Below are 22,747 nucleotides of genomic sequence, written 5' to 3'. Positions count from 1 at the left end.
ATTCATGAACGGAGTCGGGAGTGGGTGAACATGGACAGGTTGCGTCGCTATTGGGGCCAGGGGCTGTTGCTGATGGTGCTGCTGTTGCCTGGGGCGGTTCATGCCCTGTGTTCGGTGGTCAGTACCTCGCCGGCAAGTTTCGGCACCCTCAGTTCGATCCTGGTGCGCACCACCTCGCAGTCCGCTTCCAGCACCAACGCCGGCCTGGCCTGCACCGGCTCGTTGGCGTCCCTGATGGCCAGCAACGACCATTTCTACGCCACCATCACCTCCTCGCAGAGCGGGTTGCTGGGCCCCACTGGCGATGTCATCAGCTATACGATCTATGGCGACAACAGCACCAATTACCCCATCACCCGCGGCGTGCAGTTCGACTTCGCGCGCAACTCCATCGTCGATGCCCTGGGGCTGCTGGGCAGCCCGACCGTGGCCAAGGCGATACCGGTCTACCTGGGCAGTATCACCGGCAGCAACGTCGCCGCCGGCCTCTACAGCGAAACCCTGAGCATTGCCTGGAGCTGGAACTATTGCTCGGGGATCGGAGCATTGGGCATATGCCTGGGGCGCGATATCGGCAGCGGCGTCGCCAGCCTGACGGTCAACCTGACGGTGGCCAACGACTGCGTGATCACCGCGCCCAACATCAGCTTCGGCAGCGCGCCGGTGATCAGCGCCTTCGCCACCGTCAGTGGGCAGACCATCAACCTCGCCTGCACCAAGGGCAGTGCCTACACCGTGGGCCTGGACGATGGCCAGCAGGCCGTCAGCGTCGGCGGGCGGCGGCGGATGGTCTCGGGGGGCAACTACCTGGCCTACGACATCTTCAAGAGCGCCGGCACCACCCGCTGGGGCAGCGTGGGCGCGGCGCGGCGGGCCAGTTCCGATGCCGAGGTGAATCCCGGTAACGGCCTGGGCACCGGCAGCCAGGTGTTCAACTACAACGCCAGGATCTACACCGACCAGGCCACGCCGCCGGCGGGGACCTATATCGACAACGTGGTGCTGGATGTGGGGTTTTAAGGAGGGAGGGACCCTATTGCGCCAGTCGCAGGTGTTTGTGGCGTGGCGCAGATCCTGCGGCTGCTGCGCTGCCGATCGCAGGCTGCGCCAGCAGCTACAGGAGGAGGTGATGGCCCAGATGACGGGGCCGATGTAGCCGCTGCCGTAGGCTGCGATAGGTCCGAAGGACCTTTGGCGGTCTCAAGGCAGGCCCAGGGGGTGCGGGCGCTGTGGCTCAGAATTTCTGGGTGTTCTGCAGCCGCTGTGCTACCGCCGAGCCACTGGGGCTGACCATGGCGTAGTTGTAGCCGCTGTCGGACCAGTAGTCGGCCTGCAGTTCGCCATCGCTGCGGCTGCCCCGGGGCAGCAGGTAGTTCTTCGGTCCCGGCGGGCGGATATAGAAGCTGATCCGGTGCCCGCCCTGGTCCTCGTACAGCACCATCGCCGCCGGCCCTTGATCGGTGCTCAGCAGGCGCCCGCTGACCGCCTGGAAGCCGGCCTCGCGCAGGTCCGGCAGGCGCTCGGCCTGGGTGAAGTAGCGGTCGAGCCAGGCCTGCATGGCGCCGTTGCCCCGGACCTCGAGGTCGGCCGGGAGAACGCCTTGCTGGGCGAACAGGCGGTAGGCCTGCAGGGCATCGGTCATCGGCAGCGGGGCGCTGGCCAGGGTCATTTCCCGGGCCTGCCAGCCGCTCAGGCCGCCGACGCCGAGGGCGAGCAACAGCAGCGCGGCGCTGGCCAGGTGGCGGCGCGACTGGCGCTTGAGGCGCTGGCGAATCAGCGTCGGGTCCAGGTTGGGGTTGGCCGGTTGTTGCAGGGCGCCGCCGAGGGCCGCGCGCAGCTGCTGGGCATCCTGCTGCCAGGCCTGGACCTGGGCGGCGAGCTGCGGGTGGCTGCTCAGGTAGGTTTCCAGCAGGCGCCGGTCGCTCTCGCTGAGCTGATGGTCGACGTAGGCGTGCAGGTCGCGTTCGCTGGGGGGCAGGCTGATCATTTGAGTATCCGCAAGGAAGGGCTGCTGATTTCGCCGTCGCTGAGCTGGCGCAGGGCCTGGCGCGCCCGGGACAGGCGGGACATCACAGTGCCGGTGGGCACGTCGAGGATAGTGGCGACTTCCTTGTAGCTCAGGCCTTCCACCGAGACCCAGAGCAGCAGCGCGCGCTGCTCGGCGGGCAGGCGGTCGAAGGCTTCCAGGGTCGATTGCGCGACCACACTGCGTTCCACCGAAGGCTGGGCGTCGTCGCGCCCGGTGAAGAATTCCAGCATGCGCGCATAACGCCGTGAACGGCGGTGCGCATCGAGAAACTGCCGGTAGAGAATGGCGAACAGCCAGGCCCGCAGATCGCCTTCGGGGCGTTTTTCGCTCCAGCTCGACAGCGCCCGCTCCAGGCATGCCTGCACCAGGTCGTCGGCGCTGCTGGGCTGGCGGCCCAGGGACAGGGCGAAGCGCCGCAACCGAGGGATGATTTCACGCAGCTGTTCGTCGATATCGTTCATGGGTTCCTGCGGGTCGTTGGCCAGTCGCGACGCTTGCAACAGCACACTTCAGCCAGACGCCCGGCAACGCAGATTATTCCCGTGCCCGAAAAATAAAAAGCGGGCCAGGGAATAAGCGCTGCCGGGGTTCGTCTGACGGGTTCTTTCCACCTGTGGCCCGCGGCCCTGGAGATATTCATGGTAGATCGTCCATCACCCCCTGACCGGCCGCCGTTGAGCGCGACCAGCCTGAGCCTGCGCCTGGCCGGGATCGCCCTGGTGGTCGCGGCCCTGGCCGGCGCCATGGCCTATGTGCACGGCAGCTTCGATCCGCAACGCCTGACCCCCAAGGCCCTGGTGGATGTGCTGGAGAAAAACAACGGCGTGCATCCGGGCTTTCGTCGCAACCACGCCAAGGGCGTGTGCGTGGCCGGTTATTTCGAGAGCAGCGGCGAGGCCCGCAGCTATTCCAGCGCCCAGGTGTTCAATGACGCGCGGACCCCGGTGGTCGGGCGTTTCGCCTTGCCCCCCGGCAACCCCTATGCGCCTGACGGCAGCGTGCCGATCCGCAGCCTGGCCCTGCGTTTCACCCAGGCCAACGGCCAGCAATGGCGCACCGGGATGAACAGCATGCCGGTGTTTCCGGTGGGCACCCCCGAGGCGTTCTACCAGTTGCAGCAGGCCAGTTCGCCAGACCCGGTGACCGGCAAGCCGAACCCGGCCAGCGTGCCGGCATTTTTCGCCGCCCACCCGGAAGCCATGCCGTTCCTGCAATGGATCAAGGGCGCCAAGCCTTCGGCCAGCTATGCCACCGAAACCTACAACGGTATCAACGCGTTTTACCTGGTGAGCGCCAGCGGGCAACGCCAGGCGGTGCGCTGGGGCGTGGTGCCGCTGACCCAGGACGCCCCCGGCGCAGTAGTGCCTGAGGGCAGCGACTTCCTGGAAAAAGACCTGGTACAGCGCCTGGCCGCGGGGCCGTTGCGCTGGCGCTTGAACATCACCCTGGCCAACCCGGGCGATCCGACCGACGACGCCAGCAAGGCCTGGCCCAGCGAGCGCAGGGTGCTGAATGCCGGGACCCTGGTGCTGGAGCGCAGCCAGCCGCAGAACGCTGGCGAATGCCGCGACATCAACTACGACCCGCTGGTGCTGCCGAGCGGCATTGCCGCCTCCGACGATCCGCTGCTGGCGGCCCGTTCGGCGGCCTACGCCAGTTCCTATCTGCGCCGCACCAGTGAAGTCGGCCAATTGCCCCGCGCTGCCCAGGAGTCCCGCCCATGAGCGCCCAACCGAACCACTTCGCGCCACTGGCGCGCCTGCTGCACTGGCTGATGGCGCTGATGATCATTGCGATGCTGTTTATCGGCGCCGGCATGGTGGCCTCGGTGTCCGAGCGCCATCAGTGGCTGATCCACCTGCACAAGCCGCTGGGCATTGCCATTCTGCTGCTGGTGATAGTGCGTCTGTTCGTGCGCTTTTCCACCCGGCAACCGCCCTTGCCAGCGGACCTGCCGGGCTGGCAGGCGTTGGCGGCCAAGGCCTCCCACGTGCTGTTGTATGCGCTGATGCTGGTCCTGCCGCTGCTGGGCTGGGCGATGATTTCGGCGGCGGGCGACCCGGTGATGCTCGGCAGCTCGCTGCAATTGCCGTCGATCCTGCCGGCCAATGCCCAACTGTTCGCCTGGCTGCGCAAGACCCACGGCTTTCTCGCCTACCTGCTGTTCCTGACGGTGCTGCTGCATCTGGCGGCGGCGCTGTTCCATGGTTGGGTGCGCCGCGACGGCGTGCTGGAGAGCATGCTGCGCGGCAAGGATTGAGCGGGATCCGATGCGAGCAGCCGGACCTTGGCCGGCTGCTCCTGCAGGAGCGAGCGTGCTCGCGAAGCGCCCGTCCAGACCCCACGATTCATCAGGACTGTGCGCTCCACCACCAATACACCAGCGCCACGCCATTGATCGCCGCCCCCAGCAGGCACACCCCGGTCCAGCCGGCCCAGGCGTACATGGCGGTGGCGCCAATCGAGCCGCTGGCGCTGCCGATCGAATAGAACAGCATGTAGCCCGCCGCCAGGCGGCTCTGGGCCTCGGGGCGGGTGTTGTAGATCAGGCTTTGGCTGGTGACATGCACCGCCTGCAAACCCAGGTCGAAGACGATCACCCCCAGCAGCAGGGCCCAGAGCGACGATTGGGTGTAGGCGATCGGCAACCAGGAGGCCAGCATCAGGCTCAGCGCCAGGCCGCTGGTCCACTGTCCCAGGCCACGGTCGGCCAGGCGTCCGGCGCGCGAGGCACCCAGGGCCCCGGCGGCGCCGGCGAGGCCGAACAGGCCGATCTCGGTATGGGACAGCGACAGAGGCGGGGCGCTCAGGGGCAGCACCAGCGGGGTCCACAACACGGTGCCGGCGCCGAAGATCAGCATTGCCAGCACCGCTCGGTCGCGCAGGACCTTTTCTTCGCGGAACAGACCGAACAGCGAGCGGATCAACTGGCCGTAGCTGTGCAGCGCCGCCGGTTGCTCGACCTTGGGCAGCACCCGCCACAGCAGCAGCGCCATCAGCAGGGTCAACCCGGCCGACAGCAGGTACACCGAACGCCAGCCGGCCAGGTCGGCCATGGTTCCCGACACCGTGCGCGCCAGCAGGATCCCGAGCACGATGCCGCTGGTCACGCTGCCCACCACCCGGCCCCGTTCGCCCGGCGCGGCCAGGTTCGCCGCATAGGCCACCAGCACCTGGGTCACCACCGCGAGCAGCCCGGTCAGGGCCATGCCCAGCAACAGCCAGGTGCTGTCCGCCGCCAGCGCCACCATCAACAGGGCAACGACCGACAAGCTCATCTGGCCGACGATCAGGCGCCGTCGGTTCAGCAGGTCGCCCAGCGGCACCAGGAACAGCAGGCCGAGGCCATAGCCGACCTGGGTCAGGGTGATGACCAGGCCGATGGTCGCTCGCGGCATGTCCAGGCTGTGGGCCATGGCGTCGAGCAGGGGTTGGGCGTAATAGACATTGCCCACCGCCAACCCGCAGGCAATGGCAAAGAGCAGCACCACCGACGCCGGAATGGTGGCGGATGGCAAAGGGGCGATTGCGGCTGTCATGTTCGGCTCCGTGAGTTCTGGTTGCTTTATGAAACCAGTTGTACGGTAAGGAGCCTGGTTTTATATTGCAACCACTTTCCTGCCGCGAGTCTGCATCATGGTCAAACGCACAAGCCTGGAGGGCGCCGAATGCCCGGTGGCCCGTTCGCTGGACGCTATCGGCGACTGGTGGTCGCTGCTGATCATTCGCGATGCCTTTGACGGCATCCGCCGCTTCAGCGAGTTCCAGCGCAATCTGGGGATGGCCAAGAACATCCTCGCCGCCCGCCTGCGCACCCTGGTGGCCCACGGCATTTTCGAAGTGCTGCCGGCGTCGGACGGCAGCGCCTATCAGGAGTACGTGCTGACGCCGAAGGGCAACGGCCTGTTCAACCTGATCATCGGTCTACGGCAGTGGGGCGAGGCGTATTTCTATGAGGAGGGGGAAGCGCATTCGCTGATGATCGACCGCGAGCAGGGGCAGCCGCTGCGACCGTTGGAATTGCGCTCGGCGGATGGGCGCTTGCTCGGGCCCGAGGATTGCCGGCGGGTGCCGGTGCAATAGGCGCTGGCCGCGGTTCGAGCCGCGGCCAGCGGCAGGATCAGCGCAGGATGCCGACCATGTCGGCCACGGTGCTGAGGACGTCCTTGCCCAGCTGCATCGAACGTTTGCCCGACCAGCCGGTGAGCGGGTTGGGGTTGTCGTCGTGGTCCTTGAACGGCATTTCCAGGGTCAGCGACAGGCAATCGAACTTCTCGCCGACGCTGTTGCAGGCCAGGGTCATGTTGGCTTCGCCGGGCTTGTCCCTGGTGTAGCCGTGGGTGGTCTGGAAGTCCCGGGTCTTGTGTTTCAGGTGGCTGCGGAAATGCTCCTCGAGCTTGGCCAGGCGCGGCGTGTAGCCCGGGTTGCCTTCGCAGCCAGCGGTGAACACGTGGGGGATTTCTTCGTCGCCGTGCACGTCGAGGAACAGGTCGACGCCGTACTGCTCCATCTGCTGCTGGACGAACAGTACTTCCGGGCTGAGTTCCTGGCTGGCGCTCTGCCAGGCGCGGTTCAGGTCCTGGCCCATGGCGTTGGTGCGCAAGTGGCCGTGGAAGGCGCCGTCGGGGTTCATGTTCGGCACCAGGTACAGGTCGGCGCTGGCCAGCAGCCGGTTCAGCTCGGCGTCGTCACGGTGCTGCAGGCGTTCGATCACGCCCTCCATGAACCATTCGGCCATGTGCTCGCCAGGGTGCTGTTGGGCGATGATCCAGACCTTGCGCCGGCCTTCGCCGCCGCTGCCTTTGCGCAGCAGCTGGATGTCACGGCCCTCGACGCTTTTGCCGGTGGCCAGCAGTTCGGCGCCGGCCTTGTTCAGCGCCTGCTCGATCAGCCAGTCATGCCGGCCGCGGCTGTAGGGTTCGAAATAGGCGAACCAGGCGTGGGTCTGGGTGGCTTCCAGGCAGAAGCGCAGGGTGTCGCCTTCAAAAATCGTCGGTACGCGGAACCAGTTGACGTGGTCGTAGGAGGCCACCGCCTGATAGCCGCTCCAGGCCTTGTTGTACGAGGACTTGCTGGCATTGCTCAGGCGGAACCAGTGTTCCTGGCCGACATGCAGGCCGCTGGCCTTGAAGTGGAACCACTGAAAATGCGCGCTGCGGGTGTCGGGCTTGATCGCCAGCAGGACTTGCGAGGGGTTGCTGGTATCCAGTACTTCGATATTGCCGCTGTCGAAATTGGCAGAGATTTGAAACGAGCTTTGAGCCACGGTCATGGTCGATTCCTGAACAGGATTTTTTATGGCCGTTACTTTAGCAAGGCAGGGAATTACCGGGGGTAATTTCCGCGGGAGAAGGGGGGGCGTCGTCCTTGACGCGAAAGCAGCTTAGAAGCTATGCGATTGATTCTCAAGCGCTGTTTTTACATTTGCGAGCCGTTGCGGCGGGCGTCGGCTTGCAATGAGGCATTCTTTTGCTATCATCGCCGCCAATTCAGCGGTACCCAGTCTTCATTAGCCTGAAGCCAAGCCAGAAAAACTGGCAGAAAAAAAAGACCCGGCAAAAAGCCGGGTCAAAAACCGTGATTAGCCTGATGAGGAGATAATCCAGGAGTCCGACCTAAGGTCTCTTGGGTTATCGACTGATCTCGCGACCAGTTGCTTGCAATAATAATCATTATCATTTGCAAGTCAAATGTTTTTCCCCGCCTTTTGGAAAATAATTTCCTGCCCCTGTTGCCAGCCTTGTTCATCGGCCGGATGAGCCGTGGGCGAATTCTGCCGTGCATCTCATTCCTGGCGCTGGCTGTCCAGTGAACGATCCACCAGCGCCTTGGCCATGTCGATCATGTGCACCACGGAAAACGCCAGGTCCCGCCGGGTACCCCGCAGGTGGTCGGCGGCCTCGTAGGCGCTGGCCGCGGCGCACCGCAGCAGGTCGGAAGCGTGGATCATCGCTTCCTCGCTGCTGATGCTGGGTTTGACCTCGAAGAATTTCTCGTCGATCGACGCTTCGGCAATAGCCGGTTTCAAGTAGTAGTCCATGGCCCGGCGGGCGGCCTCGCTGTCCTTGAGGGCGTTGAAGCCGACATCGGTTTCCAGTTCCGGTGCATCTTTGCTGGTTGTGCTCATGAGCGGTTCCATCCTTTGACGTGGAATAAGAGGGTCTTAGGAATGGTAATACTTAATGTATTTGTGACTAGGTTTCAAATACTACAACTTGTGTGTTGAGGGCCGAAATACACAACGTATTGTTCCGGTCCATGGACAAATGGATCGAGTTGGTTAAATCCAACATGAAGGACCGCAAGGTCACCCAAGAAAAACTCGCAGAACGCCTGGGCATGTCCCAGGGCGGCATCGGCCACTGGCTGAGCAAACGCCGCCAGCCGAAGATCGAAGACATGAACCGCGTGCTGGAAGAAATCGGCCTGGGTTTTCTCGAAGTCGCGCTGGTGATCCGCGAAAAACCCCAGGTGGATGACGAGGGCCAGTTGCTGCTGGAAGGGCCGTCGTTGGTGCAGAAGTACAACCCGTATTTTCGCTACCCGGTCAGCGACTGGCGGGGCGTTGGCGAGGTGCGCGAGGCCGGTGGCGCGGGCTACGCCGCCGAGCGTTACGAGCTGTCCGACTACCAGGCCGAAGGCTCGGCTTTCTGGCTGGTCGTGGTGGGCGACGCGATGATTGCCCCGAGCGGCCTGAGCATTGCCCAGGACATGTTGATCCTGGTGGATCCGGCGGTGGAGGCGGTTCCCGGCAAGCTGGTGATTGTGCAATGCCCGGGCAGTACCGAAGCGATTTTCCGCAAGCTGGTGGAAGAGGGTGGGCAACGTTATCTGGTGCCGCTGAATCCGACTTACCCGAAGGCGCTTTACAGCGATGAGTGTCGGATTATTGGTGTAGTGGTGCAGGCCACTGCGAAATTCTGACGTAAAAATACGATCGTTCCCGCAAGGCTGCGGGAACGATCTTCTGCCTCAGGAGCTTATTCCAGCTCCACCAGGGCACTTCCCTCACTGACCATCTCGCCTTCCTGGCAATACAGCGCCTTGACCACCCCGGCTTGGGGGGCGCGGATGCTGTGTTCCATCTTCATCGCCTCCAGGACCACCAGTTGCGCGCCGGCTTCGACACTCTGCCCGGCCTGCACCAGAACTCGCACGATGCTGCCGTTCATGGGTGCGGTCAGGCCGCCATGATGACTGTGACTGGCCTCCACCGCGGCAATCGGGTCATAGGCCGTGACCCGGTGCATCTCGCCCTGCCACTGCAGGTACAGGCTGTCGCCCTGGCGAATCGCCCGGTGCTGCTGGCGCAAGCCCTTGTGGTCGATCGACAGCTGCTCGCCGTGCAAGGCAATGGCCGTGCTTGTGTCCAGTTTGATCGCCCGGTCCTGGCCCTCGCAGTCGAGGTGCAGCACGGTTTCCCGCGGCAGGCCGATGCGCAGGCCACTGGCCTTGGCCCAGGGGGAATGACGGTCGTCGGCACGCAGCTGGTCCGGCTGGCTCTGGGCGAACGCCTGGGCGGCGGCTTGCCAGAACTCGTCGCTCAAGGCGGTGGCCGCTGGCAGCAACTGATCCTGATAGCGCGGGATAAAACCGGTATCCAGCTCGGCGGCGGCGAAGGCCGGGTGGGCGATGATGCGCCGCAGGAATGCCAGGTTGGTTTTCAGCCCACCAATGGCGAATTCGTCGAGCATGCCCAACAGGCGCAAACGTGCCTGCTCGCGGTTCTCGCCCCAGGCGATCAGCTTGCCGAGCATCGGGTCGTAGAACGGCGACACGCTGTCGCCTTCCTCGACGCCGCTGTCCACCCGCCGTCCGGGACCCGCCGCCGATTCGCGGTACAGCGCCAGGCGCCCGGTGGCCGGGAGGAAGTCGTTGCCCGGGTCCTCGGCGTACAGCCGCACTTCGATCGCATGCCCGATCAGCGGCACCTGGTCCTGGGTGATCGGCAGCGCCTCGCCCTGGGCCACGCGGATCTGCCAGGCCACCAGGTCCAGCCCGGTGATGGCTTCGGTGACCGGGTGCTCCACCTGCAGGCGGGTGTTCATTTCCATGAAGAAGAATTCGCCGCGGGCGTCCAGCAGGAATTCCACGGTGCCGGCACCCACGTAACCGATGGCCTGGGCTGCGCGTACAGCGGCTTCGCCCATGGCCTTGCGCTGTTCGGCGCTCAGGCCGGGGGCCGGGGCTTCTTCGACGACCTTTTGGTGGCGCCGCTGGATCGAACAATCGCGTTCGTTGAGGTACAGGCAGTTGCCGTGCTGGTCAGCGAACACCTGGATCTCCACATGGCGCGGCTTGAGCACGTACTTTTCCACCAGCATCCGCGAGTCGCCGAAGGACGACTGCGCTTCACGCTGGGCCGAAGCCAGGGCTTCGGCCAGCTGGCTGACGTCCTCCACCACTTTCATGCCCTTGCCGCCACCGCCGGCTGTGGCCTTGAGCAGCACCGGGTAGCCGATGCGTTCGGCGGCGACACGGAAGGTTTCCAGGTCCTGGGCTTCGCCGTGATAACCCGGGACCAGAGGCACGCCGGCGGTTTCCATCAGCGCCTTGGCCGCCGACTTGCTGCCCATGGCGTCGATGGCCGACGCCGGCGGGCCGAGGAAGATCAGGCCGGCGGCTTCGATGGCGCGGGCGAAGCCGGCGTTTTCCGACAGAAAGCCGTAGCCGGGGTGAATCGCCTGGGCGCCGCTGGTCTTGGCGGCGGCGATCAGTTTGTCGATCTGCAGGTAGCTGTCGGCGGCCTTGCTGCCGCCCAGGTCGACGCGCAGGTCGGCTTCGCGGCTGTGGCGGGCGTCACGGTCGGTGGCGCTGTGCACGGCCACGGTGGTCAGGCCCAGGGCCTTGGCGGTGCGCATCACGCGGCAGGCGATCTCGCCGCGGTTGGCCACCAGCAGGGTGGTCAGGACAGGGGCGCTCATCAACGCGGCTCCTTGGTGGTCGGGGCGGGCTGCCAGCTGGGCGGGCGTTTTTGCAGAAAGGCGCGCAGGCCTTCCTGGCCTTCGGCGCTGACGCGGATGCGGGCAATGGCGTTCTCGCAATAACGACGCAGGGCCGGGGTCAGGGCGCCGTTGCCGACTTCGCGCAGCAGGTCCTTGCTGGCGCGCATGGCACACGGGCTGTTGAGCAGCAGGTTGTCGATCCACGACGCCACCTGTTGTTCCAGTTCGGCCGTGGGGTAGCTTTCCGACAACAGGCCGATTTCCCGGGCCCGCTGACCGCTGAAACGCTCGGCGGTCAGGGCGTAGCGGCGCGCCGCGCGTTCGCCGATGGCCTGCACCACGAACGGGCTGATCACCGCCGGGGCCAGGCCGATGCGCACTTCCGAGAGGCAGAACTGCGCGTCGTCGGCGCCGATCGCCATGTCGCAGCAACTGATCAGGCCCAGGGCACCGCCAAAGGCCGCGCCTTGCACCACGGCCAGGGTCGGGATCTTCAGCTTGGCCAGGTTGTACATCAGCTCGGCCAGCTCGCGGGCGTCGTCGAGGTTGGTGTGGTAGTCGAGTTCGGCCGACTGCTGCATCCAGGCCAGGTCGGCGCCGGCGCTGAAGTGTTTGCCACGGCCGCGCACCAGCAAAAAGCGCAGGGCCGGATCGCTTTGCACCTGATCCAGGGCGAGGATCAGTTCACGGATCATTTCCGCGTTGAAGGCGTTGTTCTTTTCCTCGCGGCTGAGCCACAGGGTGGCGAAACCACGCGGGTCCTTCAGCAGTTCCAGGGTGTTGAAGTCGTTCATGTCGATTTCGCTCCGGGTCACATGCGGAACACGCCGAAGCGGCTCTGTTCGATAGGGGCGTTGAGGGACGCGGACAAGGCCAGCGCCAGGACGTCGCGGGTCTGCGCCGGGTCGATGACGCCGTCGTCCCACAGCCGGGCACTGGAGTAATACGGATGGCCCTGATGCTCGTACTGATCGAGGATCGGCTGCTTGATCTCGGCTTCCTGGGCGGCGCTGAATGGCTGTCCGCCGCGTTCGGCCTGCTCGCGCTTGACCTGCACCAGCACCCCGGCGGCCTGCTCGGCGCCCATCACGCCGATCCGCGCGTTGGGCCACATCCACAGGAAACGTGGGTCGTAGGCGCGGCCGCACATGCCGTAGTTACCGGCGCCGAAGCTGCCGCCGATGATCACCGTGAACTTCGGCACCTTGGCGCAGGCCACCGCGGTCACCAGCTTGGCGCCGTGCTTGGCGATGCCGCCGGCTTCGTATTTCTGGCCGACCATGAAGCCAGTGATGTTCTGCAGGAACAGCAGCGGGATGCCACGCTGGCAGGCCAGTTCGATGAAGTGCGCGCCTTTCTGCGCGGCCTCGGCGAAGAGGATGCCGTTGTTGGCGAGGATGGCGATCGGGTAGCCATGCAGGTGAGCGAAGCCGCAGACCAGGGTGGTGCCGAACAGCGCCTTGAACTCATCGAAGACCGAACCGTCCACCAGCCGCGCTATGACTTCGCGCACATCGAAGGGTTGCTTGGCGTCCGCCGGAATCACCCCGTACAGCTCGTCGCTGGCATACAGCGGGGCGATCGGCGCGCGTTGCTGCAACTCGCCCTGCTTGCACCAGTTGAGGTTGGCGATGCTGCGCCGGGCCAGGGCCAGGGCGTGTTCGTCGCTGTCGGCGTAGTGGTCGGCGACACCGGAGATCTTGCAGTGCACATCGGCGCCGCCGAGGTCTTCGGCACTGACCACTTCACCGGTGGCGGCTTTCACCAGCGGCGGGCCGGCAAGGAAGATGGTGGCCTGTTCGCGGACCATGATCGCCTCATCCGCCATGGCCGGCACGTAGGCCCCGCCGGCGGTGCAGGAGCCCATGACCACCGCGATCTGCGGGATGCCCTGGGCGCTCATGTTGGCCTGGTTGAAGAAGATCCGCCCGAAGTGCTCGCGGTCGGGGAACACCTCGTCCTGGCGCGGCAGGTTGGCGCCGCCGGAGTCCACCAGGTAGATGCAGGGCAGGCGGTTCTGCTGGGCGATGGTCTGGGCGCGCAGGTGTTTTTTCACGGTCAGCGGGTAGTAGGAGCCGCCTTTCACCGTGGCGTCGTTGGCCACGATCATGCATTCAACGCCTTCCACCCGGCCGATACCGGCAATCACCCCGGCGGCCGGCACGTCTTCGCCATACACCTGGTACGCCGCCAGCTGGCTGACTTCGAGGAAGGGCGAGCCCGGGTCGAGCAGGCGGTTGATGCGCTCGCGCGGCAGCAGTTTGCCGCGCGAGGTGTGCCGTTCCTGGGCCTTGGCGCCGCCGCCTTGCTGGACCTGGGCGAGCAAGGTGTGCAGGGCGTCGACCTGTTTGAGCATCGCCGCGCTGTTGGCGACGAACTCCGCCGAACGGGGATTGAGCTGGGTATGCAGGATAGCCATGGACAGCTCCGTTAGCGGGTTTCGTTGAACAGTTCGCGACCGATCAGCATGCGGCGGATTTCGCTGGTGCCGGCGCCGATTTCATACAGCTTGGCGTCGCGCAGCAGGCGGCCGGCGGGGAATTCGTTGATGTAGCCGTTGCCGCCGAGGATCTGGATCGCGTCCAGGGCCATCTGGGTGGCGCGTTCGGCGCTGTAGAGGATCACCCCGGCGGCGTCCTTGCGCGTGGTCTCGCCGCGTTCGCAGGCCTGGGCCACGGCATACAGGTAGGCGCGACTGGCGTTGAGCTGGGTGTACATGTCGGCGACCTTGCCCTGGATCAGCTGGAATTCGCCGATGCTCTGGCCGAACTGCTTGCGGTCGTGGATGTAGGGCACCACCAGGTCCATGCAGGCCTGCATGATCCCGGTCGGGCCGCCGGAGAGCACCACACGCTCGTAGTCCAGGCCGCTCATCAGTACCTTCACGCCGCCATTGAGCACGCCGAGGATGTTTTCTTCCGGCACTTCCACATCATCGAAGAACAGCTCGCAGGTGTTGGAGCCGCGCATGCCCAGCTTGTCGAACTTGTTGCTGCGGCTGAAGCCTTTCCAGTCGCGCTCGACGATGAATGCGGTAATGCCGTGCGGGCCCTTTTCCAGGTCGGTCTTGGCGTAGATCACGTAGGTGTTGGCGTCGGGACCGTTGGTGATCCAGGTCTTGCTGCCGTTGAGCACGTAGTGGTCGCCGCGCTTGTCGGCGCGCAGCTTCATCGAGACCACGTCGGAGCCGGCGTTGGGTTCGCTCATGGCCAGGGCGCCGATGTGTTCGCCGCTGATCAGCTTGGGCAGGTACTTGCTTTTCTGCTCGTGGTTGCCGTTGCGGTTGATCTGGTTGACGCAGAGGTTGGAGTGGGCGCCGTAGGAGAGGGCGACCGAGGCCGAGCCGCGGCTGATTTCTTCCATGGCCACCACGTGGGCCAGGTAACCCAGGCCGGCACCGCCGTACTCTTCCGGCACGGTGATGCCCAACAGGCCCATGTCGCCGAACTTGCGCCACATGTCGGCGGGGAACAGGTTGTCGATGTCGATCTGTGCCGCCCGTGGCGCCAGCTCGGCCTTGACGAAGGCCTGCACCTGGTCGCGGAGCATGTCGATGGTTTCGCCGAGGGCAAAGTTCAGGGTCGGATAGCTCATGGGGGCACCTTCAAACTTGTTTTTATGTAAGGGAGTCGGGTTGTGGAGAGCAGGTGATCCGGCTCTCACCTTTACGTTAACGTAAGCCTGCGACAGGTGGCTGTCAATCACCCTTTACGTAAACGTCAACTTGAGCGACTCTGTAGCCGCCGAGCTTGCTGGCGATGAAGGATGACGCGGTCGTATAGCGACACCGCGGCGCTCCAATCGCGGGCAAGCCTCGCTCCTACAATAAAGACAATAGGGGTCGTCATGGATCAATCCGCATCCGCGCCGGGGCGCAGCTACACTCGCGGCACGCAGGACAAGGCCTTGCTGGCGCTGACTATCGGCCAGGCGTTCGATCGCACAGTGGCGTCATACCCGCAGGGCGAGGCCCTGGTGGTACGTCATCAGCAGCTGCGCTACAGCTGGCAGCAACTGGCCGCAGCCGTCGATCTGCATGCCCGGGCGCTGCTGGCCCTGGGGCTCAAGACCGGCGACCGGCTGGGCATCTGGGCCCCCAACTGCGCCCAGTGGTGCATCAGCCAGTTCGCCAGCGCCAAGATCGGCGTGATCCTGGTGAACATCAACCCGGCCTATCGCAGCTCCGAACTGGAATACGTGCTCAAGCAGTCCGGTTGCCAGTGGCTGGTGTGCGCCGGCGCGTTCAAGACCTCCGACTACCACGCCATGCTCCAGGGTCTGGCGCCCGAGCTGGCGCAGCAGTCCATCGGCCAGTTGCAGAGCGAGCGCCTGCCGGATTTGCGCGGCGTGATCAGCCTCGACGCGCAGCCGCCGTCGGGCTTTCTGCCCTGGTCGCAGCTGGCCGACCTGGGGGCCGGCGTCAGCGTCGAAGCGCTGCACGAACGCCAGGACAGCCTGGACCCCGACCAGGCGGTGAATATCCAGTACACCTCCGGCACCACCGGTTTCCCCAAGGGCGCGACCCTCAGTCACTACAACATCCTCAACAACGGTTATATGGTCGGCGAGAGCCTGGGCCTGGGCCACGAGGATCGCCTGGTGATCCCGGTGCCGCTGTACCACTGCTTTGGCATGGTCATGGGCAACCTGGGCTGCGTGACCCACGGCACCACCATGATCTACCCCAACGATGCCTTCGATCCGCTGCTGACCCTGAGCGCCGTGGCCGAGGAAAAGGCCACCGGGCTGTACGGCGTGCCGACCATGTTCATCGCCATGCTCGACCAGCCACGGCGGGCCGAGTTCGACCTGTCGAGCCTGCGCACCGGAATCATGGCCGGGGCCACCTGTCCGATCGAGGTGATGCGCCGGGTGATCAGCGAGATGCACATGAGCGAAGTGCAGATCGCCTACGGCATGACCGAAACCAGCCCGGTGTCGTTGCAGACCGGCCCGGCGGACGACCTCGAACTGCGCGTGACCACGGTCGGCCGCACCCAGCCGCAGCTGGAAAGCAAGATCATCGACGAGGCGGGCAATATCGTGCCGCGCGGCACCATCGGCGAGTTGTGCACCCGCGGTTACAGCGTGATGCTGGGCTACTGGAACAACCCCCAGGGCACGGCCGAAGCCATCGACCAGGCGGGCTGGATGCATACCGGCGACCTGGCGACCATGAACGAGCAGGGTTACGTGTGCATCGCCGGGCGCAACAAGGACATGATCATTCGTGGCGGCGAGAACATTTATCCGCGCGAGCTGGAGGAGTTTTTCTTCACCCATCCGGCGGTGGCCGATGTGCAGGTGATCGGCATCCCGTGCTCGAAATACGGCGAAGAGATAGTCGCCTGGATCAAGTTCCACCCCGGCCACACGGCTAGCGAGGAGGAGCTGCAGGCCTGGTGCAAGGCGCGCATCGCCCACTTCAAGACGCCGCGTTACTTCAAGTTCGTCGAGGAGTTCCCTATGACCGTGACCGGCAAGATCCAGAAGTTCAGGATGCGCGAGATCAGCATCGAGGAGTTGCGCGAGCGTTCCTGATGTCATCGCAAGGCTCGCTCTGTGTAGGAGCGAGCTTGCTCGCGATAGCGACCCCAAGGTCGCTGCCGAATCAGGGAAGAAAACAGGAACGGCAGAAAGCACAAAGGGGAGCCGAAGCTCCCCTTTAATTTTTGTCGTTGCGTGCTCTTTTCTTATTATTGAGGGGCGGTCTGTTGTTGTTTTTGGCAACCGTTACCCTTTACCGCTGTTTTTGGCGATCCCCATCCGGGATCAAGAGCAAACGTATTTTTTTGAGCGCTGATCTATTTTCTCGCCTGAGCGACCAACCAGTTCGGGAGCTACCTTGGGGTAGTTTTATTGTTCTCTGCCCGGTTGCGGGTGGCTCTTATTGTTAAAGACACCCTGGAAAACACATCCTCTCCAAAAAAATCTGTTAGCTGCGTCTCTGCCGTGTTGTTTTTGTTATGTCAGAGTCGTTTCGTCTTATTTTTATTAGCTTTGCTGCTTTTTATTCTTGTTATGCCAGAGATATAGCAGGTGCCGTGCCAACTTTTTAAAATCCTTTAAAATCAATGGCTTGGTAAAAATGGTCTTTCATCTGTACCGCTAGAAAATCGACAAACTGTTTCCGTGTTACCCGTTTCGAGCGTGCGCCAGAGCGGCCGGTAACACCCTGAAACAGGCGACCCCCCTCAACCTGGGTAACGGGCCTTGGCGACGCGCGAGCCGGTGGGCCGCCCCAGTACGGAGCAGATCTGCTGGCCGGCGAGGATCAGGCGCTCCATGTCGATACCGGTTTCGATGCCCAGGCCATTGAGCAGGTACAGCACGTCCTCGCTGGCGACGTTACCGCTGGCGCCCTTGGCGTAGGGGCAACCGCCGAGCCCGGCGATGGAGCTGTCGAACACCGCGATGCCTTCCAGCAGGCTGGCGTAGATATTGGCCAGGGCCTGGCCGTAGGTGTCGTGGAAGTGCCCGGCGAGCTTGTCCCGCGGAACATGGGCAGACACCACCTCGAACATGCGGCGGGTAGCGCCGGCGGTGCCGGTGCCGATGGTGTCGCCCAGGGACACTTCGTAGCAGCCCATGCTGTACAGCTCGCGGGCGACCACGGCGACCTGTTCCGGCGCCACCTCGCCTTCGTAAGGGCAGCCCAGCACGCAGGACACATAACCGCGCACGGTAACGCCATGCTGTTTCGCCGCCTCCATGATCGGCACGAAGCGTTCCAGGCTCTCGCTGATGGAGCAGTTGATGTTGCGCTGGGAGAAGGCCTCGGAGGCAGCGGCGAACACTGCGACTTCCTTGACCCCGGCGGCCAGGGCGTCTTCGAAACCGCGCAGGTTCGGGGCCAGGGCGCCGTAGGTCACCCCCGGCTTGCGCTGGATCTGCGCGAACACTTCGGCGGACCCGGCCATCTGCGGCACCCATTTGGGCGAGACGAAGCTGCCGACTTCTATATAGCCGAGCCCGGCCGCGCTCAGAGCGTCCACCAGTTGCACCTTGTCGGCGACGCTGATGGGCTGGGCTTCGTTCTGCAAACCGTCGCGAGGACCGACCTCGACCAGGCGCACATGGGTGGGGAGGGACATGGGGCTTTACCTTTTATATGTAGGGCCGCTGATGTAGCCGCTGCCGCAGGCTGCGCTCGGCGACGAAGTCGACGCAAAACCAGGCGCTGCGGTCTGTCTGGCAGATTGTCTGGGTTGCGGGTGCGGTTACTGCACGACGCTTTTCTGATTCTTGATGGTCTGCTCCAGCGCCTGGGTGCAGCGCTCTTCCGCAGTGTCCAGCTCCAGCTTCATCTGTTCGATGTCCAGCAACTGCTGCTCCAACTGTTCGCGGCGTTCGGCGATTTTCGCCAGCATGCTGTGCAGCTGCTTCAGGTTGCCGCTGCTGGGGTCGTAGAGTTCGATCAGCTCGCGGCATTCGGCCAGGGAGAAGCCGATGCGCTTGCCGCGCAGGATCAGCTTCAGGCTGACCTTGTCCCGTGGCGAGTAGATGCGTTCCTGGCCACGGCGTTCGGGGGCGAGCAGGCCTTGTTCTTCATAAAAGCGGATGGCCCGGGTGGTGATATCGAGCTCGCGGGCGAGGTCGGAAATGCTGTAGGTCTGGCTGCTCATGGGGGCACTCGAAAAAGGTCTTGGCGTTAAGCTAATTCGAGGTTGACGTATACGTCAAGCAAGATGCAACCCTATCCGTAGGAGCGAGGCTTGCCCGCGATAGGCGAGAACCTGGTGGTTCAGCANCCTCGCTCCTACAGATTACTTTTCGAGTTTTTTCTCGTGGGCCGTCACCTGCTGGCACAACTCGATCATCTGCTCGCGCATCCAGCGGTTGGCCGGGTCCTGGTCGGTGCTTTCGTGCCAGTAGAGGTGGGTTTCCAGCGGCGGCACGTCGTTGACCGGCAGGTTGAACGCCTGCAGGTCGTGGCGCCGGGCGAAGCGCTCGGGCACGGTCATGACCATGTCGGTCTGTTGCAGCACTTGCGAAGCCATCAGGTAATGCTGGGAGCGCAGGGCGATCTTGCGCTGGATGCCCATTTTGCCCAGGGCCAGGTCGACGTAACCCAGGCCGCTGCGGCGGCTGGAGATGTGGATATGGGTCAGCGACAGGTAGTCGTCGAGGCTGAGTTTTTCCTTGTTCGCCAGCGGATGGCTCTTGCGCATGGCGCAGACGTAGCGGTCTTCCATCAGCTTGACGTGGCGGACCTGCGGGTCGGTATTGAGCGGGGCATCGACGGCGAAATCGAGGCGGCCGGCGGCCAGTTCCTTGGTGGTTTCCCGGCGCTTGGACAGGAAACTCTCGATGATCACTGTGGGGGCCAGGCGCCGCAGGCGCTGGAACAGCGGCGGCAGGATCACCGCCTCGGTCAGGTCGGTCATGCTGATGCGGTAGGTCTTGACCGCCTGCAAGGGGTTGAAGATGCGGCTTTCCTGCACCGATACCCGCAGCAGCGACAGGGCGTTGCGCACCGGGCCGATGATGTTCTGCGCCATGGGGGTGGGCACCATGCCCTGGGCGGTCCGCACGAACAGCGGGTCGTTGAAGGTCTCGCGCAGGCGGGCCAGGGCGTTGGAGACAGCGGGCTGAGTGATGCCGACGATCTGCCCGGCGCGGGTCAGGTTGGCTTCGGTGTAGATCGCGTCGAAGACGATGAAAAGGTTGAGGTCGACCTTGCTCAGATTCATTGCGCTGCACTCTTATTGTTAGGGGCCGGGGGGATGGACTGATGGCCTGCCCGATCAGTCAATCATATATCGGTGATGAATGTTAATACACGCCGAGAATAGGCTAGGTAAATTTTCGTAAGCTGTTCTAGCATCGGTTCCATGCCCTCAACCACCTTGCCAAGAAGGTAGCTGCCCATGGATTTCGCCTATTCCCCCAAGGTTCAGGAACTGCGTGAGCGCGTGACCGCGTTCATGGACACTTATGTCTATCCGGCTGAAGCGGTGTTCGAACGCCAGGTCGCCGAAGGCGATCGCTGGCAGCCGACGGCGATCATGGAAGAGCTCAAGCTCAAGGCCAAGGCCGAGGGGTTGTGGAACCTGTTCTTGCCCGAGTCGGAACTCGGCGCCGGCCTGACCAACCTCGAATACGCGCCGCTGGCGGAGATCATGGGCCGTTCCCTGCTGGGGCCGGAACCCTTCAACTGCTCGGCACCGGACACCGGCAACATGGAGGTGCTGGTGCGCTACGCCAATGAAGAGCAGAAGCAACGCTGGCTGGAGCCGCTGTTGCGCGGCGAGATCCGTTCGGCCTTCGCCATGACCGAGCCGGACGTGGCGTCGTCCGACGCTACCAACATGGCCGCCCGCGCCGTGCGCGATGGCGACGAATGGGTGATCAACGGCAAGAAGTGGTGGACTTCGGGCGCCTGCGATCCACGCTGCAAGATCCTGATCTTCATGGGCCTGAGCAACCCGGACGCGCCGCGCCACCAGCAGCACTCGATGATCCTGGTGCCGGTCGACACCCCCGGGGTGAAGATTGTCCGGCCGCTGCCGGTGTTCGGTTACGACGACGCGCCCCACGGCCATGCCGAAGTGCTGTTCGACAACGTGCGGGTGCCCTACGAGAACGTGCTGCTGGGCGAGGGCCGTGGTTTCGAGATTGCCCAGGGTCGCCTTGGCCCGGGCCGGATTCACCACTGCATGCGTTCGATCGGTATGGCCGAGCGTGCGCTGGAATTGATGTGCAAGCGTTCGGTGAGCCGCACCGCGTTCGGCAAGCCGTTGGCGCGCCTGGGCGGCAACGTCGACAAGATCGCCGACTCGCGGATGGAGATCGACATGGCGCGCCTGCTGACCCTGAAGGCTGCGTACATGATGGACACCGTCGGCAACAAGGTGGCGAAAAGCGAAATCGCCCAGATCAAGGTGGTGGCGCCGAACGTGGCCTTGAAGGTGATCGACCGGGCCATCCAGATTCATGGCGGGGCCGGGGTCTCCAACGATTTCCCGCTGGCCTACATGTACGCCATGCAACGCACCCTGCGCCTGGCCGACGGCCCGGACGAAGTGCACCGCGCGGCCATCGGCAAGTTTGAAATCGGCAAGTACGTGCCCAAGGAAATGCTGCGCAGCGGGCATTAAAACGATCGCGGGCAAGCTCCGCTCCTACAGAGTCTTCCGTANCGATAACGTCCTCGATTACACCGCTGGTTCGTCCCTCAGTACACCCAGACCTCCACCCGCCGATTCTTGATCCGCCCCTCGTCCGCGGTATTGGCCGCGACCGGCATCTGCGCGCCAAAACCGCGAATCTCGCGCAACACCACACCGTTTCTCACCAGCTCCCGGCGTACGGTCATGGCTCGCAGCTTGGACAGCAATGCCGCGCGCGCCGGATCGTTCTTGGCATCGCCGAAGCCGACCAGGGTCACACGCTTGTCCAGCTTGTCGTAGCGCTTGAGAAAATCCAGGACCCGCGCCAGATCCTGGCGTGCCTTGTTGTCGAGGGTGGCGCTGCCTTCCTCGAAGCGGAAGTTCACGGTCAGGCGCTGCGCCTGTCGGGCGATGGCCTGGTAACCCTCGGGCATCTGCGGGGCGGGTGCGACACTCATGGCCAGCACCGTCTGGGCGATAAAGCCGTTGGCCGCGACTATGGCCTGGCCCCTGGCGCTCTGGGCGAAACGCACCAGGGCGCGGGCCCAGGGGTTTTGCTCATCGGGCGGCAGGTAGAAGTACAGGCGCCGGGACAGCGGGTAGTCCTCGGTGGCGATCAGGCTGTCGAGGGGCAACATCGGTTGCGAACCGCCATCGACGATCGCCACGGCCTTGGCCTGGCGCACATAGGGCAGGCCGATAAAACCTATGCCCTGGGGATCGTGGCTGACCGCGTCGGAGAGTTGTTCGCTGGACTCGAAGCGTTTCGCCGTGGCGCTGAGGTTTTTGCCGCGGTGGGCCAGCACCAGCTCCTTGAAGGTGTCGTAGGTGCCGGAGCGGTCATCGCGGGCGTACAGGTGAATGGCGCCGCCGATACCGCCCAGTTCTTCCCAGGTTTTCACCTCGCCGCTGAACACCCGCGCCAGTTGCTCGGTGTCCAGGCGCGTCAGCGGGTTTTGCGGGTGGAGGATGATCGCCAGGCCGTCGATGGCGATCACCTGTTCGGCATCGGGGTCTTTCAGGTCGCCAAGGGCTTCCAGTTCCACCAGTTCGCTGTCCTTGATCGGCCGTGACGCGGCGGCGAGGTCGGCGCTGGCGTTCTTCAGTGCGGCAAAGCCGGTACTGGAGCCATGGGCGGCGATCTCGACGAGAACGCGCCGGCCCTGGGCATCCTGGCCTGTCACCCGACGCTCATTGTCTTTGCCCGATGCCTCGATCCGGATGTCGAGCAAGCCCTGTTCTTGCATCAGGCCCTTGACCAGGGCCGGGCCCAGCGCGGCACCTATGGTGTTGGAACCCTGGATGCGCAGCACCGGCTGGTTGTCGCCGGCCAGGGGCAGGGCGGCGAACACCGACCAGGGCAGGGCGTAGCAAACGAAGCCGACCAGCAGCAGGCAGAGGGTGCGGCACCAGAGGTCCCGTTCACTGGTGGTGGAAACGCGTGACATGCGGCAATGGCCTTCTATGGCAGGAGCGAATGCGGCGAGATTAAGTCAGGTAGGTGACGGGGATGTGACAGTTGATAAGGGCAACCAGACCATTCCCCTGGCTTTTCAGAATGCTCTTAAAGACCCGGCACAGCTGGCTCAGTAGAGTTAAAAACTTTGTCTGGAGGGGAATTGGCGCATGCCGACTCTCGTCGTCACCAGGCGTCGATGCAG

At 64.2% G+C, this 22,747-nt stretch carries 20 protein-coding genes; 7 read left to right on the top strand and 13 right to left on the bottom strand.

Annotated elements, in window-relative coordinates; all coding sequences use genetic code 11:
• Positions 1-30: 30 nt before the first annotated feature.
• Positions 31-1,020: a Csu type fimbrial protein gene (locus ACTJKT_RS09435; RefSeq protein ID WP_440786878.1), complete on the top strand. Its 990-nt coding sequence runs from the start codon at positions 31-33 to the stop codon at positions 1,018-1,020.
• A 214-nt stretch (positions 1,021-1,234) separates the two neighbouring features.
• Here the strand turns inward: ACTJKT_RS09435 and ACTJKT_RS09430 are convergent, their stop codons facing one another.
• Both ACTJKT_RS09430 and ACTJKT_RS09425 read right to left on the bottom strand, forming a co-directional pair.
• Positions 1,235-1,987: an anti-sigma factor family protein gene (locus ACTJKT_RS09430; protein WP_440786877.1), complete on the bottom strand. Its 753-nt coding sequence runs from the start codon at positions 1,985-1,987 to the stop codon at positions 1,235-1,237.
• On the bottom strand, positions 1,984-2,490 hold the full coding sequence (locus tag ACTJKT_RS09425) for an RNA polymerase sigma factor (RefSeq protein ID WP_440787033.1): 507 nt from the start codon (positions 2,488-2,490) through the stop codon (positions 1,984-1,986). Before ACTJKT_RS09425 ends, ACTJKT_RS09430 begins: the two co-directional genes overlap by 4 nt.
• Before the next feature lie 177 nt (positions 2,491-2,667).
• Between ACTJKT_RS09425 and ACTJKT_RS09420 the strand changes: the two genes are divergently transcribed.
• Both ACTJKT_RS09420 and ACTJKT_RS09415 read left to right on the top strand, forming a co-directional pair.
• Positions 2,668-3,753, top strand: a complete 1,086-nt coding sequence (locus ACTJKT_RS09420; protein ID WP_440786876.1) for a catalase family peroxidase — start codon at positions 2,668-2,670, stop codon at positions 3,751-3,753.
• Positions 3,750-4,289, top strand: a complete 540-nt coding sequence (locus ACTJKT_RS09415) for a cytochrome b (protein WP_440786875.1) — start codon at positions 3,750-3,752, stop codon at positions 4,287-4,289. The genes ACTJKT_RS09420 and ACTJKT_RS09415 overlap by 4 nt, the downstream gene beginning before the upstream one ends.
• A gap of 91 nt (positions 4,290-4,380) precedes the next feature.
• Here the strand turns inward: ACTJKT_RS09415 and ACTJKT_RS09410 are convergent, their stop codons facing one another.
• Positions 4,381-5,568, bottom strand: a complete 1,188-nt coding sequence (locus tag ACTJKT_RS09410; protein WP_440786874.1) for an MFS transporter — start codon at positions 5,566-5,568, stop codon at positions 4,381-4,383.
• A gap of 97 nt (positions 5,569-5,665) precedes the next feature.
• On the opposite strand from ACTJKT_RS09410, the gene ACTJKT_RS09405 reads away from it, so the two are divergent.
• Entirely contained in the window at positions 5,666-6,112 is a 447-nt protein-coding gene (locus ACTJKT_RS09405) for a winged helix-turn-helix transcriptional regulator (RefSeq protein WP_440786873.1), read from the top strand.
• 37 nt (positions 6,113-6,149) lie between these two features.
• On the opposite strand, the gene ACTJKT_RS09400 is transcribed toward ACTJKT_RS09405, so the two are convergent.
• Both ACTJKT_RS09400 and ACTJKT_RS09395 read right to left on the bottom strand, forming a co-directional pair.
• A complete protein-coding gene (locus tag ACTJKT_RS09400; RefSeq protein ID WP_210688175.1) occupies positions 6,150-7,301 on the bottom strand; it encodes a M14 family metallopeptidase in 1,152 nt (383 codons plus the stop codon).
• A gap of 513 nt (positions 7,302-7,814) precedes the next feature.
• Positions 7,815-8,156 carry a DUF6124 family protein gene (locus ACTJKT_RS09395; protein WP_063432045.1) on the bottom strand — a complete coding sequence of 114 codons (342 nt, stop codon included), beginning with the start codon at positions 8,154-8,156 and terminating at the stop codon, positions 7,815-7,817.
• Between the two features lie 131 nt (positions 8,157-8,287).
• On the opposite strand from ACTJKT_RS09395, the gene ACTJKT_RS09390 reads away from it, so the two are divergent.
• Positions 8,288-8,953 carry a LexA family protein gene (locus tag ACTJKT_RS09390; RefSeq protein WP_025804745.1) on the top strand — a complete coding sequence of 222 codons (666 nt, stop codon included), beginning with the start codon at positions 8,288-8,290 and terminating at the stop codon, positions 8,951-8,953.
• 56 nt (positions 8,954-9,009) lie between these two features.
• Here the strand turns inward: ACTJKT_RS09390 and ACTJKT_RS09385 are convergent, their stop codons facing one another.
• From ACTJKT_RS09385 to ACTJKT_RS09370, 4 genes are read right to left on the bottom strand one after another with little or no spacing between them, the layout of a single operon-like run.
• Positions 9,010-10,953 carry an acetyl/propionyl/methylcrotonyl-CoA carboxylase subunit alpha gene (locus tag ACTJKT_RS09385; RefSeq protein ID WP_440786872.1) on the bottom strand — a complete coding sequence of 648 codons (1,944 nt, stop codon included), beginning with the start codon at positions 10,951-10,953 and terminating at the stop codon, positions 9,010-9,012.
• The gene (locus ACTJKT_RS09380) at positions 10,953-11,768 is read right to left on the bottom strand and encodes a gamma-carboxygeranoyl-CoA hydratase (protein ID WP_097304273.1); all 816 of its coding nucleotides are present in this window, start codon (positions 11,766-11,768) and stop codon (positions 10,953-10,955) included. The genes ACTJKT_RS09385 and ACTJKT_RS09380 overlap by 1 nt, the downstream gene beginning before the upstream one ends.
• A gap of 17 nt (positions 11,769-11,785) precedes the next feature.
• Positions 11,786-13,393: a carboxyl transferase domain-containing protein gene (locus tag ACTJKT_RS09375; RefSeq protein WP_440786871.1), complete on the bottom strand. Its 1,608-nt coding sequence runs from the start codon at positions 13,391-13,393 to the stop codon at positions 11,786-11,788.
• Between the two features lie 11 nt (positions 13,394-13,404).
• Positions 13,405-14,568 carry an isovaleryl-CoA dehydrogenase gene (locus tag ACTJKT_RS09370; RefSeq protein WP_097304272.1) on the bottom strand — a complete coding sequence of 388 codons (1,164 nt, stop codon included), beginning with the start codon at positions 14,566-14,568 and terminating at the stop codon, positions 13,405-13,407.
• Positions 14,569-14,820: 252 nt separating this feature from the next.
• Here ACTJKT_RS09370 and ACTJKT_RS09365 point away from each other — a divergent pair, with 252 nt between their 5' ends.
• Complete coding sequence (locus ACTJKT_RS09365) at positions 14,821-16,515, top strand: AMP-binding protein (protein WP_440786870.1); 1,695 nt, start codon at positions 14,821-14,823, stop codon at positions 16,513-16,515.
• Positions 16,516-17,168: 653 nt separating this feature from the next.
• Here the strand turns inward: ACTJKT_RS09365 and ACTJKT_RS09360 are convergent.
• From ACTJKT_RS09360 to ACTJKT_RS09350, 3 genes are all read right to left on the bottom strand, one after another.
• On the bottom strand, positions 17,169-18,068 hold the full coding sequence (locus ACTJKT_RS09360; protein ID WP_106698010.1) for a hydroxymethylglutaryl-CoA lyase: 900 nt from the start codon (positions 18,066-18,068) through the stop codon (positions 17,169-17,171).
• A gap of 126 nt (positions 18,069-18,194) precedes the next feature.
• Entirely contained in the window at positions 18,195-18,599 is a 405-nt protein-coding gene (locus tag ACTJKT_RS09355; protein ID WP_097304270.1) for a MerR family transcriptional regulator, read from the bottom strand.
• A 141-nt stretch (positions 18,600-18,740) separates the two neighbouring features.
• Complete coding sequence (locus ACTJKT_RS09350) at positions 18,741-19,667, bottom strand: LysR family transcriptional regulator (protein WP_009044615.1); 927 nt, start codon at positions 19,665-19,667, stop codon at positions 18,741-18,743.
• Between the two features lie 177 nt (positions 19,668-19,844).
• Here ACTJKT_RS09350 and ACTJKT_RS09345 point away from each other — a divergent pair, with 177 nt between their 5' ends.
• The gene (locus tag ACTJKT_RS09345) at positions 19,845-21,074 is read left to right on the top strand and encodes an acyl-CoA dehydrogenase (RefSeq protein ID WP_016701915.1); all 1,230 of its coding nucleotides are present in this window, start codon (positions 19,845-19,847) and stop codon (positions 21,072-21,074) included.
• 77 nt (positions 21,075-21,151) lie between these two features.
• Here ACTJKT_RS09345 and ACTJKT_RS09340 read toward each other — a convergent pair whose 3' ends face one another.
• Positions 21,152-22,534 carry a substrate-binding domain-containing protein gene (locus tag ACTJKT_RS09340; protein ID WP_440786869.1) on the bottom strand — a complete coding sequence of 461 codons (1,383 nt, stop codon included), beginning with the start codon at positions 22,532-22,534 and terminating at the stop codon, positions 21,152-21,154.
• Positions 22,535-22,747: the final 213 nt, after the last annotated feature.

It is taken from the genome of Pseudomonas sp. 22526 (genome assembly GCF_052044735.1).
GTDB classification, from domain to species: Bacteria; Pseudomonadota; Gammaproteobacteria; order Pseudomonadales; family Pseudomonadaceae; genus Aquipseudomonas; species Aquipseudomonas piscium.
This window is presented reverse-complemented; position numbering and strand designations above follow the sequence as displayed.

Coding starts and splice junctions, on each gene's coding strand:
- ACTJKT_RS09435 (WP_440786878.1), top strand. CDS start 31: ATGGACAGGTTGCGTCGCTATTGGGGCCAGGGGCTGTTGCTGATGGTG.
- ACTJKT_RS09430 (WP_440786877.1), bottom strand. CDS start 1,987: ATGATCAGCCTGCCCCCCAGCGAACGCGACCTGCACGCCTACGTCGAC.
- ACTJKT_RS09425 (WP_440787033.1), bottom strand. CDS start 2,490: ATGAACGATATCGACGAACAGCTGCGTGAAATCATCCCTCGGTTGCGG.
- ACTJKT_RS09420 (WP_440786876.1), top strand. CDS start 2,668: ATGGTAGATCGTCCATCACCCCCTGACCGGCCGCCGTTGAGCGCGACC.
- ACTJKT_RS09415 (WP_440786875.1), top strand. CDS start 3,750: ATGAGCGCCCAACCGAACCACTTCGCGCCACTGGCGCGCCTGCTGCAC.
- ACTJKT_RS09410 (WP_440786874.1), bottom strand. CDS start 5,568: ATGACAGCCGCAATCGCCCCTTTGCCATCCGCCACCATTCCGGCGTCG.
- ACTJKT_RS09405 (WP_440786873.1), top strand. CDS start 5,666: ATGGTCAAACGCACAAGCCTGGAGGGCGCCGAATGCCCGGTGGCCCGT.
- ACTJKT_RS09400 (WP_210688175.1), bottom strand. CDS start 7,301: ATGACCGTGGCTCAAAGCTCGTTTCAAATCTCTGCCAATTTCGACAGC.
- ACTJKT_RS09395 (WP_063432045.1), bottom strand. CDS start 8,156: ATGAGCACAACCAGCAAAGATGCACCGGAACTGGAAACCGATGTCGGC.
- ACTJKT_RS09390 (WP_025804745.1), top strand. CDS start 8,288: ATGGACAAATGGATCGAGTTGGTTAAATCCAACATGAAGGACCGCAAG.
- ACTJKT_RS09385 (WP_440786872.1), bottom strand. CDS start 10,953: ATGAGCGCCCCTGTCCTGACCACCCTGCTGGTGGCCAACCGCGGCGAG.
- ACTJKT_RS09380 (WP_097304273.1), bottom strand. CDS start 11,768: ATGAACGACTTCAACACCCTGGAACTGCTGAAGGACCCGCGTGGTTTC.
- ACTJKT_RS09375 (WP_440786871.1), bottom strand. CDS start 13,393: ATGGCTATCCTGCATACCCAGCTCAATCCCCGTTCGGCGGAGTTCGTC.
- ACTJKT_RS09370 (WP_097304272.1), bottom strand. CDS start 14,568: ATGAGCTATCCGACCCTGAACTTTGCCCTCGGCGAAACCATCGACATG.
- ACTJKT_RS09365 (WP_440786870.1), top strand. CDS start 14,821: ATGGATCAATCCGCATCCGCGCCGGGGCGCAGCTACACTCGCGGCACG.
- ACTJKT_RS09360 (WP_106698010.1), bottom strand. CDS start 18,068: ATGTCCCTCCCCACCCATGTGCGCCTGGTCGAGGTCGGTCCTCGCGAC.
- ACTJKT_RS09355 (WP_097304270.1), bottom strand. CDS start 18,599: ATGAGCAGCCAGACCTACAGCATTTCCGACCTCGCCCGCGAGCTCGAT.
- ACTJKT_RS09350 (WP_009044615.1), bottom strand. CDS start 19,667: ATGAATCTGAGCAAGGTCGACCTCAACCTTTTCATCGTCTTCGACGCG.
- ACTJKT_RS09345 (WP_016701915.1), top strand. CDS start 19,845: ATGGATTTCGCCTATTCCCCCAAGGTTCAGGAACTGCGTGAGCGCGTG.
- ACTJKT_RS09340 (WP_440786869.1), bottom strand. CDS start 22,534: ATGTCACGCGTTTCCACCACCAGTGAACGGGACCTCTGGTGCCGCACC.